This window comes from Amycolatopsis solani (genome assembly GCF_033441515.1).
Classification (GTDB): Bacteria; Actinomycetota; Actinomycetes; order Mycobacteriales; family Pseudonocardiaceae; genus Amycolatopsis; species Amycolatopsis solani.
In genome coordinates, this window is record NZ_JAWQJT010000002.1 from 926,217 (window position 1) to 939,378 (window position 13,162).

Annotated in this window: 9 protein-coding genes; 4 read left to right on the forward strand and 5 right to left on the reverse strand. The window is 72.8% G+C overall.

The features are described from left to right. Positions 1-19: 19 nt before the first annotated feature. Both SD460_RS24920 and SD460_RS24925 read left to right on the forward strand, forming a co-directional pair. A complete protein-coding gene (locus tag SD460_RS24920) occupies positions 20-4,084 on the forward strand; it encodes a translocation protein TolB (RefSeq protein WP_318306803.1) in 4,065 nt (1,354 codons plus the stop codon). A gap of 94 nt (positions 4,085-4,178) precedes the next feature. Continuing rightward, positions 4,179-5,495: a COG1470 family protein gene (locus SD460_RS24925; RefSeq protein ID WP_318306804.1), complete on the forward strand. Its 1,317-nt coding sequence runs from the start codon at positions 4,179-4,181 to the stop codon at positions 5,493-5,495. Between the two features lie 9 nt (positions 5,496-5,504). Here SD460_RS24925 and SD460_RS24930 read toward each other — a convergent pair whose 3' ends face one another. The 5 genes from SD460_RS24930 to SD460_RS24950 all read right to left on the reverse strand — a co-directional run bounded on the left by SD460_RS24930 (position 5,505) and on the right by SD460_RS24950 (position 9,805). Then, positions 5,505-6,131 carry a response regulator transcription factor gene (locus SD460_RS24930; RefSeq protein ID WP_290061620.1) on the reverse strand — a complete coding sequence of 209 codons (627 nt, stop codon included), beginning with the start codon at positions 6,129-6,131 and terminating at the stop codon, positions 5,505-5,507. 102 nt (positions 6,132-6,233) lie between these two features. Beyond that, on the reverse strand, positions 6,234-6,884 hold the full coding sequence (locus SD460_RS24935; RefSeq protein ID WP_318306805.1) for a response regulator: 651 nt from the start codon (positions 6,882-6,884) through the stop codon (positions 6,234-6,236). Positions 6,885-6,888: 4 nt separating this feature from the next. After that, complete coding sequence (locus tag SD460_RS24940) at positions 6,889-7,566, reverse strand: sensor histidine kinase (RefSeq protein WP_290061622.1); 678 nt, start codon at positions 7,564-7,566, stop codon at positions 6,889-6,891. 257 nt (positions 7,567-7,823) lie between these two features. Further along, entirely contained in the window at positions 7,824-8,234 is a 411-nt protein-coding gene (locus tag SD460_RS24945; RefSeq protein ID WP_290061623.1) for a hypothetical protein, read from the reverse strand. 179 nt (positions 8,235-8,413) lie between these two features. Further along, entirely contained in the window at positions 8,414-9,805 is a 1,392-nt protein-coding gene (locus SD460_RS24950; RefSeq protein WP_290061624.1) for a KamA family radical SAM protein, read from the reverse strand. A gap of 131 nt (positions 9,806-9,936) precedes the next feature. On the opposite strand from SD460_RS24950, the gene SD460_RS24955 reads away from it, so the two are divergent. Then, positions 9,937-11,532, forward strand: coding sequence for an amidohydrolase (locus SD460_RS24955; RefSeq protein ID WP_318306806.1), 1,596 nt, complete (start codon positions 9,937-9,939; stop codon positions 11,530-11,532). 11 nt (positions 11,533-11,543) lie between these two features. Beyond that, positions 11,544-13,157: an apolipoprotein N-acyltransferase gene (lnt, locus tag SD460_RS24960; RefSeq protein WP_290058869.1), complete on the forward strand. Its 1,614-nt coding sequence runs from the start codon at positions 11,544-11,546 to the stop codon at positions 13,155-13,157. Positions 13,158-13,162: the final 5 nt, after the last annotated feature.

Here is a 13,162-nt window from a genome sequence, read left to right on the forward strand (position 1 = left end):
AGCTTGGGGAGGACCGACCATGCGCGCGAACCGGGTGGTGGCGGGCACCGCGGTCGTCGCGGTGCTCGGCGGCTGGGCGATCGGCGGAGCGCTCTCGCCGACCGCGGCGCAGGCACCCGCACCGGGGGCGGCGCCCTACCGCGTCGGCTACGTCAGCGCGGCCACCACCGGCCTGTTCCAGCCGGGCCCGGAAGGCGCGGAACCGGCGCTGCCGCCCGGGGCCGGGAGCGTCGACTCCGACGCGTCCGCGGGCACCGGCGGCATCGTGTGGGTCAGCCACCGCGCGCCGTCCGCTGGCGGCGCCGAGCGGGACGGCGAGCTGTTCTTCTTGAGTGACACCGCCAAGGCTCCGGTGCGGCTCACCACCGACGAGACCGTGGACACCCACCCCGCGCTGTCCCCCGACGGCCGCACGGTCGCGTTCGCCTCGGACCGCACCGGCAGCCGGAAGCTGTTCGTGATCGGCGTGGACGGCCGCGGCCTGCGCCAGCTGACCACCGGGCCGGCCGCCGACGACTCGCCGAGCTGGTCACCCGACGGCACCCGGCTGGCGTTCAGCAGCACCCGCGACGACCCCGCCGGGGACATCTACACCGTCCCGGCCGCCGGCGGCGTCCCCACCCGCCTGACCGCGGATCCGGCCGCGGACACCCAGCCCGCCTGGGGGCCGGCGCGGATCGCGTTCACCACCACGCGCTTCCACCCGGCGGGCGACGTCGTGCTGATGGCCGACACCGGGGGCGCGGTCACCCGCGCGGTGCCCGATCCCGGGGACTCCGCCGAGCCCGCGTGGTCCCCGGACGGCACCCGGCTGGCGTTCACCACCCACACGCCGGACCCGCTCGGCGACGTCAAGCAGGTCTCCGGCGGCCGGGTCTCGGCCATCTCGGCGCTGCCCGGCACCGGCGAGACCGAACCGGCGTTCCGGGCGAGCGGGCAGCCGGTGTTCACCGAGCTGCGCGCGGGCGGCAGCACCGACGTCTGGAGCGCGGACGCGACCGGCGGCGACCGCCGGGACCTCACCCAGCGCCCCGACGCCGACGAGTTCGACCCCGCGTTCTCCGCCGACGGCACGCTGCTGGCCTACACCCAGGCCGGCCCCGGCGAATCCGCGCGGACCGAGATCTTCGTGGCGAACGCCGACGGCAGCGCACCTCGTACGCTAACCGGCCCGGTGGCCGGGACCAAACGCGAGCGGCACCCGGCGTGGTCCCCGGACGCGACGACGATCGCGTACACCGACACCGTCTTCGAAGGCGAGAGCCGCCGGGACGTCGTCCGGATCGCCCGGGTCGCCGACGGCCTCGTTCTCGGCGAGATCCCGATGCCACCGCACCTGCGCGGCGACGACTCGCAGCCGGTGTGGTCGGCCGACGGCACGAAGATCACCCTGACGCGCGCGGCCACCCGGACGCCACCACCAGGACCGTCCAGAGTGGACCCCGCCGTCGTCGACATCCCGGTCGGCCAAGGCTCTTCGGCGACCATCGGGAAGACCGTGCCGACCGACAAGATCCGCTCCAAGCCCGACATCGTCCTGCTGATGGACCAGACCGCTTCGATGGGCGGCGGCGAAGGCGGACCCGGGGTGCTCGGCCAGGTGAAGCAGAACCTCGGCGCGGTCATCGACGCCGTGCGGACGCGGGAAGCCGACGTGCGGTTCGCGGTCGCGGCCTTCGGCGACGCCGCCGACCCGGACGACGTCATCGGCGGAACGCGCGTCCCGCGTTCCTTCTTCGTCCAGCAGCCGCTGACGGCGGTGGGCGCCGATCCCGCGGACCCCGGCCGCACGCTGCTGGCCGACGCGTTCGGCCGGATCCGGGCCGACTTCGGCGGCGACACGGCCGAAGACTGGCTCGCGGCGCTGCAGAAGGTCGCGACCGGCGCGATCACGTTCCGCCCGGACAGCAGCCGGATCATCGTGCTGGTCGGGGACGCGGCCAGCCACGAAGACCCGCCCGAGAAGGGCTCGGCGGTCAAAGCCGCGGTGATCGCGGCGCTGAACGCGGCGAAGATCAGCGTGGTGGCCGTGCCCGCGGTCACCGGCGGCGAAGGCGCGGACTCGACCCTCGACTACCGGGGGCAGGCGACCGCGGTCGCGAACGGGACCGACGGCGTCCTCACCGCGGGCACCGAAGCGGCGGGGATCACGGAGGCGATCATCAAGGGCATCGGCGACCTCCCGGTCTCGGTGCGGCCGGTGCCCTTCTGCGACAGCGGCCTGACCCTCACCTTCGATCCGGAAGGCGCCCAACAGGTCCCGGGCGGCACCCCCGCGCGGTTCACCGAGACCGCGATCGTCGCCGCGACCGCGCCCCTGGGCGCCCGCCTGCACTGCCGCGTCGAGTTCCGGCTCAACGGCGAGCCCACCGCGCGCCCCGGCTACACCGAGGACGTCACGGTGCGGGTCAAGGACCCGCGGCTCCCACTGATCACCGTCCACGACACGACGGTGACCGGCACCGCCCCGACGGTCATCGAGTACCCCGCGACCGCGATCGACGCCGACCGCGAAACCCCGATCACGCCGTTCTGCACACCGTCGTCGGGCAGCCTGTTCCCGGTCGGGGCCACCACCGTGACGTGCACCGCGACCGGGCGGAACGGCACCGCCACCGAAACCGCCGTCATGGCGGTCGACCCGGGCGGGGAACGGCAAGAACTGTGGCAAGTCGAGCTCGCCCCGGCGCCCGACAGCGTCGGCACCGGAACCCAGCGGGACCTCTCGCCCTCGTTCGGCACGCCGTGCGGCACCGGCCGGCAGGGCTCGGCCGATGTGTCACCGGACGGCGCCACGATCGTGTTCCAGAACGACAACCGGCTGATCTGCGCCGCGCCCGCCGACGGCGGCCAGGGCCGGGTGCTGGCGCAGGACGCCGGGTTCGTCGACGACCCGGCGTGGTCGCCGGACGGCGCACTGGTCGCCTTCGACAGCGCACCCGGGGAATCCCGGCCGGGCATCCAGGTCGTGCCCGCCGCCGGTGGCGCGCCCGCGGTGCTGATCGCCGGTCCCGGCGGGGCGTCGCAGCCGGCGTTCCAGCGGATCGCCGACGTCGCCGTGACCGCCACGGCCGTCCCCGCCGCGATCGCGTTCGGCGGCCTCACGACGTTCGAGTTCGTGGTCACCAACCACGGGGCCGCGGTCGCGCCCGGCGCCGGCCTGTTCGTCCGGCTGACCGCCGGCCTGCGGCCGCAGGCGCCCATCACCACCGCCGGCACCTGCACGCCGGACCTGGTCTGCGCGTTCGGCGCGCTTGCCCCGGGCGCCCAGGTGCGGGTGCGGTTCAGCGCCACCGGCGTCGTGGCCGGGCCGCAGGCCGCGACCGGCACGGTCACCACGGCGGGCGGGGACGCCGACGTGCGGGACAACTCCGCCACGGCGGTCGTCACCGTCGCCGAGAAGCCGCTGCCCCCCGTCACCCCGGGGTCGCTGTCGCTGGGGATGGCGGTGTCGGCCGTGCCGCTGTTCGTCGGCGGCGACGACGTCGTGCTGACCTTCCTGGTCCACAACGGTTCCGGGGCGCCGATGCCGGACGTGCGGCTGGTCACCCAGCTGCCGCCGGGACTGCCCGCGACCGCGGTGACGCCGGGGTGCGCGCCGGGCGGCGGCAGCTGCGCGCTCGGGACGCTGGCACCCGGCCAGACGGTCGAGGTCCGGATCGCGCTGGCGGCCAAGGCCGCGGTGGACGCCCCGGTGTCGGCGACGGTCGGCACGAGCGGACCGGACACCACCGCCGCCGACAACACCGCGAGCGCACGCGTGGTGATCCGGCAGCCGGTGGTGACGGTGGATCCGGGGATCGGCCCGCTCGGCTTCGTGGCGCGGGTGACCGGCACGGATTTCCCGCCGGGCGCGGCGGTCCGGCTGGCGTGGTCGGCCGGCATCTCGCCGGACCAGGGCCCGGTCACCGTGGGCGCGGACGGGAAGTTCCAGACGCAGTTCCTGATCTTCCACCACGACCTGATCGGACCGCGCACGGTGTCGGCGGCTTCGGTGATCGGGCCGAAGTTCCAAGCGGTGCAGTCGAATCCGATCGTGGTCGTGCTCCGCACGGAGCAACCGCCGTTCATCACCCGGGGCTGACCTCCGCCGCTGCCCGTACGGGCAACCACCGGCGCACGGGTGCACACCCGTCCGCCGGTGCCGCCGCGGGTGGCGGGCGCGGAGACTTCCCTGCATGGGAGCAACGGCGACGCTGTCGGAAGCCGGCCTGGTCGCGGAACCGGGCCAGGAGACGACGTGCTCGGTGAGCATCCGCAACGCCGGGCAGGTCGTCGACCGGTTCGCGGTCGACGTCGTGGGTGACGCGAGTGGCTGGGCCACCGCGGAACCGGCGACGGTCAACCTGCTGCCGGGGGAGACGGGCACCGTCACCGTGCGCTTCACCCCACCCCGGTCCTCCGACGTCCCCGCCGGCACGATCCCGTTCGGGGTCCGGGTGTTCTCGAGCGAAGACCCCGCGGGGTCGGTGGTGGAGGAGGGCACCGTCCAGCTCGGCGCCTTCACCGAGGTGACCGCCGAGATCGTGCCGGCGAAGGTGGAGGGCGGGTCCAAGGCGGACTTCGAGGTCGCCGTCGACAACCGGGGCAACCGGCCGGTGGCGGTGGAGCTGAGCCCGCTCGACCCCGAGGACGAGCTGGAGTTCCGGCTCGAACGCGAGCGGGCCGATCTGGCGCCGGGCACGGCCGCGTTCGTCCGGATGCGGGCGAAGCCGCGGAAACGGTTCCTGCGCGGGCAACCCGTCCGGCACCGCTTCCACGTGTTCGTCACCGCCGACGGCGGCGAGCCGCTCAAGACCGAAGGCACCATGGTGCAGCGGCAGCTGCTGCCCAAGTGGCTGCTGCCCGCGCTCGCCGCGCTGCTGGTGCTCCTGCTCGCACTGGTGACGCTGTGGTTCACCGTCCTGCGGCCCGCGGTGAAGTCCGCCGCCCGGGAGGCCGCGCAGGAGCAGAACCAGGAGATCGTGAAAGCCGCGCAGGACGCCGGCGCCGGCGCCGACCAGGCCAAAAAGGACGCCGGGCAGGCCAAGCAGAACTCCGAGGACGCGATGAAGGCCGTCGGCCTGACCCCGCCGGGCGGGAACACCGGTGGTGTCTCGAACGGCACCGTTCCGAGCCGTCCGAACGACGGCACCGCGGGGACCCCGACCGACTTCCGGGTGGCCGCGGACGCGAACATCGACTCGAACGTCAACCGGTTCGCCGAATTCCCCTACACGATGCCCGATCCGGGCAAGACGCTGGTGATCACCGACCTGATCCTGCAGAACCCGCGCGGGGACACCGGAACCCTGCGGCTGCTGCGGGATTCCGGTGGCACCAAGAGCGTCCTGCTGGAAGTCGGCCTCTCCAACTTCCGCGACCTCGACCACCACTGGCTGCAGGCGTGGCGGTTCCAGCCGGGGGAGAAGATCGTCCTCGCGGTCAGCTGCCAGAACCCGGGCGACCGCGGCCGCTGCACGCCGTCGGTCTCCTTCTCCGGCCGGATCGAGTAGAAAACCGTGTCAGATCAGCCCTTCGCGCATGGCGAACGCGACGGCGTGGGCGCGGTTGCGGAGCTGGAAGCGGTTGGTGATGTCGTGCAGGATCGACTTCACCGTCCGCTCGGAGTAGCTCAGCTGGTCGGCGATCTCCTTGGTCTCGAAGCCCTCGGCGATCAGCCGCAGCACGCGGGTCTCCCGCTGGGACATCCCGGCGAGGTCCCACCCGTTCGGGCGCAGCACGTCGCGTTGCAGCCGGGACACCCGGGACAGCAGGCGCCCGAGCAGGTCCGGCGGCAGCGCGCCTTCGCCGACGGCCGCGGTCTTGACGAGCCGCACGAGCGTGTCGGGGGTGGCGTCGGCCCGGCGGATGATCGCCGAGACGCCGTTGCCCACGACGTCGAGCAGCTCCGAGTCCTCGACCTCCCCGGCGACCAGGACGATGCCGGCGTGGTTGGCGCGCTGGAGGCTGCGCAGCAGCTGCCGGGAGTCCTCGTTCAGCCGTTCGACGATGACCAGCACCACGGCCTGTTCACCGCAGTCTTCGTCGGCGAAGCGGATCTCGGGGCGTGAGCGCAGCGCGGCGGTGACGCCCGCGTGGGTGATGGTGTCGGTGGCGTGCAGCAGCACCGGAACCTGGTCGGTGAACATCGGTGTGGCCCTCCCTCGAACGACGTCGGTTCCCTGCACCCAGGATCGGGGTGCGAGGGCTCGCCGAACAGGGATCAGGTGTCCCGATATGTCCCGCTTTCCTTACTCCGATCGGGCAATGCCGGTCTCTTTGGCCTTGGCGATGGCCTGGGCGCGGTCGGTGACCCGGAGCTTGCGGAAGATGTGGGAGACGTGGTTGCGCACGGTCTTCTGGCTCAGCACCAGCAGGTCGGCGATGGAGGCGTTGCCCATGCCGCGTGCGATGAGCTGCATGATCTCCTTCTCGCGGGCGGTGAGCCGCGGGAAGGACTCGTCGCGCGGGACCGCGGTGCCCAGCAGCGACAGCACCCGGGTGGCGATCGCCGGGCTGAAGATGGCCTCGCCGTCGCCGATCACCCGGACGGCGCGGATGATCTGCTCGTTGCGCGCGCCTTTGAGCAGGTAGCCGCGGGCGCCCGCGCGCATCGCGGCGAACACCGCGGCCTCGTTCTCGAACATCGTGAGCATCAGGACGCCGGTGTGCGGGCCGGCGGCCACGATCCGCCGCGTCGCCTCGACGCCGTCGAGGTCCGGGAGGTTGAGGTCCATGAGGACGACGTCGGGTTCCAGCTGCCGCGCGAGGGCGACGGCGGTGTGGCCGTCGGCCGCTTTCCCGGCGACCGCCATGCCGTCGGTCCCGTCGAGCAGCGCGCACAACGCTTCGCGGAAGACGGGGTGGTCGTCGACGACGAGGACGCGCACGGTGCCGAACATCGCCTCACGTCCTGGTGGCGAGCGGGAGCCGGGCGGCGATCCGCGTGCCGCCCGAAGGAACCGGCTCGATCCGGCAGCCGCCGCCGAGGTCGCCGGCGCGTTCCCGCATCGACCGCAGCCCGGTCCCGCCGACCGCGGGCAGCGCTTCGCCGTCGGTGCCCACCCCGTCGTCGACGATCTCCACGTGCAGGTCGCCGTCCTGCGGCCAGAGGGTCACGGTGCACTGACGGGCACCGGAATGGCGGGCGACGTTCACGAGCGCTTCGCGGATGATCCGGTACGCGGTGACCTCGACCTCCGCCGGCAGCGCCGGCAGCTCGCCACGCACCTCGACGTCGACCCGCAGCGGCCCGTGTTCGGCGGGCACCCGGTCACTGAGCACGCCGGCGTACCGCCGCACGGCCTGGACGAGCCCGTCATCGTCGAGCGCGGGCGGCCGCGCATCGGCCACGATCCGGCGCAGATCGGTGATCGCCCGGAAGAGCTCGTCTTCGAGCCGCCCCAGCAGCTCCCCGGCGGCCACGCGGTCGCGGGCGATCAGATCGCGGGCGGCGCGCAGCCCGAGCACGGCGACGGCGAGCGTCGGTCCGAGGCCGTCATGCAGGTCGGTGAGCACCCGTTTGAGCCGGTCTTCGTACCCGGCAGGAGGAACGAAATCGGGGACGACGAACGTCCGGCGCATCTTCACCCCCGTCCGGCGGACTCGTGCGGGTGGTCGAACCGGCTGCGCTGTTTCGCGTAGCAGGATGATTACCCGTTGTACTAGTCGCCGCATCCGGTTCCGGCGTTTCACCCCGAACCCCTGATCAAGGTCACGGAATGGTTCCGATGTAGGGGTGTGAGTAACGGAAGCGGCCGAGTGGCCCAGAAAACGGGGCGGGGAGGAAATCGATTCATGAAGTGCGCCGCGAACCGGTCGGATTCCGACGAGATCCGCGATCACGTCGTCTTCGGGAACGAGTGCCTAAGGCCGGCCTCTTCGGCGAAGGTGAGCTGTGGTGCCGCCTTCGAGTGGATCCGGACGTGCCCCCAGTCGCCGGCGAGCTCGTAGTGACCGTCGTGACGACGGAGGCTGTCGATGTTGCCGAAGTCTTCTTCGCCAGTGGCGTCGCGGTAGCTCTGGGATGACCGTGTGACCCACTCGATCTTCGTCGCCTCGGCGATGGTCAGCACGGCGTCGGCGCAGCAGTGCGCTTCACCCGGTCGAGGGTCGTGGTAGCGCGGGTGCGAGGGGGTCAGCACGGCTTCCAGCCGGAAGGACAGCGAGGTGGGGGTCACGTCGATGGCGAGGACAAAGCTGTCTTCGAGGTAGACGTTGGCGAGGCCGGGAAAGTCGGTGTAATTCGTCATCGGTTACGGGCCGTCGTTTGTCCACAGTAGAGTGGGAACGTTCACTGGGCTAATTGGTCCACCGGCAGATCCCCGCTTTCGGCCGACACCAATGCCGGGTCGCAGAAACCTGTGCGGCGGGTGCGCCGGCTCGCGGAGAACAACAGCGAGCCGGCGCACCCATAGTCGTAGCTACCTGGTCAAGGCCGGGGCTGGTTCGCCCACCAGGCCCGCCCGGCCTCCGGCAGCGTCGAGATCGGGTCGTAGTACGGGTACCGCCGCTGCAACGCTTCCGGGTCGTCCAGCTCGATACCCGTCCGGTAGTTCTTCGTCCAGTACGAAATCCCCAGCTCCCGGTCGTACTCCGCCAGCTGGTGCACCCACCGCTTCCCCACGTAAGGCACGTCGCACACGATCCGCGGCGTCGCGTACCCCGGCAGGTACCCCATGATCGAGTGCTGCAGCTCCTGCGCCTCCCACACGGCCACCCGCCAGTGCTCCGCGTTCGGGATCATGTCGCACATGTAGAAGTAGTACGGCAGGATGTTCGCCTCGCCCTGCAACGCGAAGCACAGGTCCAGCAGCTGCGCCGGGGTCGCGTTGACGCCGCGCATCAGCACGCCCTGGTTGCGCACGTCCCGCACACCGACGTTCAACGCCGTCTGGGCCGCCTCCGCCACCAAGGGCGTCACCGACTGGGCGTGGTTGACGTGGGTGTGGATCGCCAGGTTGACGCCGCGGCGCTGGGCGGTCACGGCGACGCGCTCGAGGCCTTCGACGACCTTCGGCTGGAGCCAGTGCTGCGGCAGCGCGGCCAGTGCCTTGGTCGCCAGGCGGATGTCGCGGACGGTGTCGATGTCCATCAGCCGCATGAGGAACGACTCCAGCTGCGGCCACGGGACGTTGGCCACGTCGCCGCCCGACACCACGACGTCGCGGACGCCCGGGGTCTTCTTCAGGTACGCGATCATCGCGTCCTGGCGGTCGACCGGCTTGAGGGTCAGCTTGTGCTTCTCGACCGTCTCCGTCGAGTTGCCGACCAGGTCCATCCGAGTGCAGTGGCCGCAGTACTGGGGACAGGTCGAGATCATCTCGGCCAGCACCTTGGTCGGGTAGCGGTGGGTCAGGCCCTCGACGACCCACATCTCGGCCTCGTGGAGCGAGTCGCGTTCCGAGTGCGGGTGGCTCGCCCACACCTGGTCACGGTCGCTGCGAACCGGGAGCATGTAGCGGCGGATCGGGTCGGCGTAGAACGCCTCGGTGACCTTCGCCGGGTCGGTGCCCGCCGTGGGCGCCATCGTGTTGAGCATCTGCGGCGGCAGCAGCATCGACATGGTCGCCATCTCGCGCTGGTCGGCGAGCAGGTCGTCGTAGAAGCGCTCCTCGAGCAGGTCGCCCATCAGGGCGCGCAGCTGCTTGGCGTTGCGGACGCAGTGCACCCGCTGCCACTGCGCGTCACGCCACTCGGCCTCGGTCACGTCGTGCCAGCCGGGGAAGCGGCGCCAGTCGGGTTCCACCAGCTCGGCGCGGGCGTACTCGTAGGGCTGGTCGAAGGCGGCGGCAGGCGTCACAGGTTCCTGGATCGCAGTCACTTGTACTCCTAGTCGTCGGGAACGCGTTAAAATATCCTGTCATAACGTTCTCACGGAGTAAATCTTCCTGCGCGCTGACCTGTCTTCCCCCAGGTGCAGTAGGCCTGTCCACCAGGGGCAGACTCAGGGGCGTGACGGACGAACACACGACGCTCCTGCTCGGCGGGCGCATCTACACCCCCGCCGGCCCGGACGCCACGGCCATGGCGGTCACCGGCGGCACCGTGGTCTGGGCCGGCCAGGACGCCCCGGCCCGCGCCCTGCACCCGAACGCCGAGATCGTCGACCTCCAAGGCGCCTTCGTCGCCCCCGCCTTCGTCGACGCGCACGTCCACGCCACCGCCACCGGCCTGCACCTGACCGGGCTCGACCTCACCGGCGTCCGCGACCGCGCCGACCTGCTCGGCCGGGTCCGCGCCGCCGTCACGCCGGGCCAGGTCCTGCTCGCCCACGGCTGGGACGAGTCCGGCTGGACCGACCCGCGCCTGCCCAGCCGCGCCGAACTCGACGACGCCGCCGCCGGCACGCCCGTCTACCTCAGCCGCGTCGACGTCCACTCCGCGCTGGTCTCCACCGCCCTCGTCGACCTCGCCCCGGCCGCACGCGCCGCCGACGGCTGGTCGCCCGACGGCCCGCTGACCCGCGACGCCCACCACGCCGTCCGCGCGGCCGTGCGCGCCGCCGTCACGCCCGAGCAGCGCGACCGCGCCCAGCGGGCCTTCCTCGCCGAAGCCGCGAAGCAGGGCATCGTGAGCGTCCACGAGTGCGCCGGCCCCGACATCTCCGGCCACGACGACCTCGCCGCCCTCCTCGCCCTCGCCGGCCCGGGCACCCCCGAGGTCGTCGGCTACTGGGGTGAGCTCGGCGCCGTCGGCACCGCCAGGACGCTGGGCGCGCGCGGCCTCGCCGGCGACCTGTTCGTCGACGGCTCCCTCGGCTCCCACACCGCCGCGCTGAGCGCCCCCTACGCCGACCACCCCGGCACCGGCACGCGCTACCTCGACGCGCACCGCATCGGCGAGCACCTGGCCGCCTGCACCGAAGCCGGGCTGCAGGCCGGCTTCCACGTCATCGGCGACGCCGCCGTGGCCGAAGTCGTCGAAGGCTTCCGGCTCGCCGAAAAGGAAGTCGGCCAGCGCGCGCTCGCCGCCGCCCACCACCGCCTCGAGCACGTCGAGATGGTCACCGCCGAGCAGGCGAAGCTGCTGGCCGGCTGGGGCGCCGTCGCCTCCGTGCAGCCGCTGTTCGACGCGCTCTGGGGCGGCCCGGCCGGCATGTACGCCGACCGCCTCGGCGCCGACCGCGCCGCCGGGCTCAACCCCTTCGCCACCCTCGCCGCCGAAGGCGTCCTGCTGGCCTTCGGCTCCGACGCGCCGGTGACCCCGCTCGACCCGTGGGCCGGCGTCCGCGCGGGCGCCTACCACCGGACGCCGGGGGCCGGGCTGTCGCCGCGGGCGGCGTTCACCGCCCACACCCGCGCCGGGCACCGCGCGGCCGGCGTCAACGACGGTGTCACCGGCAGCCTCGTGCCGGGCGCGCCCGCGCACTACGCGATCTGGGACGCCACCGACCTCGTCGTGGCCACCCCGGACAGCCGCGTGCAGCGCTGGTCCACCGACCCGCGCGCCGGGGTGCCGCCGCTGCCGAGGCTCGAACCGGACGCCGCCCTCCCGGCCTGCCTGCGGACCGTCCGCGCGGGTGAAGTCCTCCACGACGCCATCACCTAGAGTCGTCAGGCGTGGCAGTCACCGTGGCGGACCCCGAACCGGGCGCCCCGCACCCATCCCCGCGAACCCGGCGTTTCCCCCGCGCGTGGCTCCTGCGGCTGGCCGCGGCGCTGGTGTCCGGCTTCGCCTACTACCTGAGCTTCGCCCCGCGCCCGCTGTGGTGGCTCGCGCCGCTGGCGTTCGCCGGGTTCGCCCTCGTGCTGCGCGGGCGTAGCTTCCGCGGCGCGTTCGGCTACGGCTTCGCGTTCGGGTTCGTGTTCTTCCTGCCGCTGCTGACGTGGCTGCTGGACTTCCTCGGCCCCGACTTCGGCCCGTGGCCCTGGCTGGGCCTGTCGTTCGCACTGGCGCTCTACTACGGCCTCGCCGGCGGCCTCATCACGCTCGTCGCGCGCCTGCCGCTCGCGCCGCTGTGGGGCGCGCTGATCTTCATCGCACTGGAGACCCCGCGCGCCTGGTTCCCCTTCGGCGGCTTCCCCTGGGGCCGCGTCGCGTTCAGCCAGCCCGAAGGCGCGTTCCTGCCGCTCGCCTCGATCGGCGGCGCCCCGCTGGTCGGCCTCGCCGTCGTCCTCACCGGCTTCGCACTGGCCGCGCTCGTCGCCCGCCTGGGGGAAGCCCGCAAGCTGACCCGGCCCGCTGTTCTCACCGCACTCGCCACCGTGGTGCCGGTCGTCGCCGGGCTCGCGCTGTGGCCCGCGATCGGCACCGGCGCCCAGGACGGCGAACGCACCATCGCCACCGTCCAGGGCAACGCCCCCGACATCGGCCTGGCGCTGCAGGGCGAGCGGGTGCTGCTGCGCCGCAACACCCTCGCCGAAAGCCAGCGGCTCCTCGACGCCGTCCGCGCCGGGAAGGTCCCCAAGCCGGACCTCGTGCTGTGGCCCGAGAGCGCCACCACCGTCACCGGCCCCGACCCGCAGGTCGACCAGCTCGTCGCGAACTTCGGCGTCCCCGCCCTGATCGGCGCGCTCTACGTGCTGCCCGACGGGCACATCCAGAACTCCGTCATCGCCTGGGACCCGCACACCGGACCCGGACAGCGATACGCGAAGCAGCAGCTGGTGCCCTTCGGCGAGTACGTCCCGGCCCGCAAGGTCGCCGAGCTCGTCACACCGTTCCTCGACTCCGAGACCGTCGACATGCTCCCCGGCGACGGCGCGAACCAGACCCTCTCCGTCGCGGGCACCAAGGTCGGCGTGTTCGTCTGCTACGAAGCCGCGTTCGACTACCCGGCCCGCGACGCCGTCCGCGACGGCGCCGAAGTGCTCGTGGTGCCGACCAACAACGCCTGGTACGGCGAGAGCGAGATGAGCGTGCAGCAGCTGGCCATGTCCCGGCTGCGGGCGGTCGAGCACGGCCGGGCCGTCGTGGTGTCCGCCGTCTCAGGGGTCAGCGCGATCGTCGCCCCCGACGGGACGGTGACCAGCTCAACGGGCCTTTTCACCGCGGATTCCCTGGTCGGGCGCGTCCCGCTGCGGACGCAGACTACGCTGTCGGATCGACTCGGTGCGTGGACGGAGTACGGGCTGCTGGCACTGGCGATCGCCGGGGTGGCCGGCGGGCTCGTACTCCGTTTTCGCACCCGGCGCGCGAGCGCCGGCACGGCAGCAGGGGAAGCGGCGGACTGACCGCC

Bases quoted from the DNA above. Each gene is read 5' to 3' on its own strand.
- SD460_RS24940 (WP_290061622.1), bottom strand. From the start codon at position 7,566: ATGCGCCGGACGTTCGTCGTCCCCGATTTCGTTCCTCCTGCCGGGTAC.
- SD460_RS24920 (WP_318306803.1), top strand. From the start codon at position 20: ATGCGCGCGAACCGGGTGGTGGCGGGCACCGCGGTCGTCGCGGTGCTC.
- SD460_RS24945 (WP_290061623.1), bottom strand. From the start codon at position 8,234: ATGACGAATTACACCGACTTTCCCGGCCTCGCCAACGTCTACCTCGAA.
- SD460_RS24925 (WP_318306804.1), top strand. From the start codon at position 4,179: ATGGGAGCAACGGCGACGCTGTCGGAAGCCGGCCTGGTCGCGGAACCG.
- SD460_RS24930 (WP_290061620.1), bottom strand. From the start codon at position 6,131: ATGTTCACCGACCAGGTTCCGGTGCTGCTGCACGCCACCGACACCATC.
- SD460_RS24935 (WP_318306805.1), bottom strand. From the start codon at position 6,884: ATGTTCGGCACCGTGCGCGTCCTCGTCGTCGACGACCACCCCGTCTTC.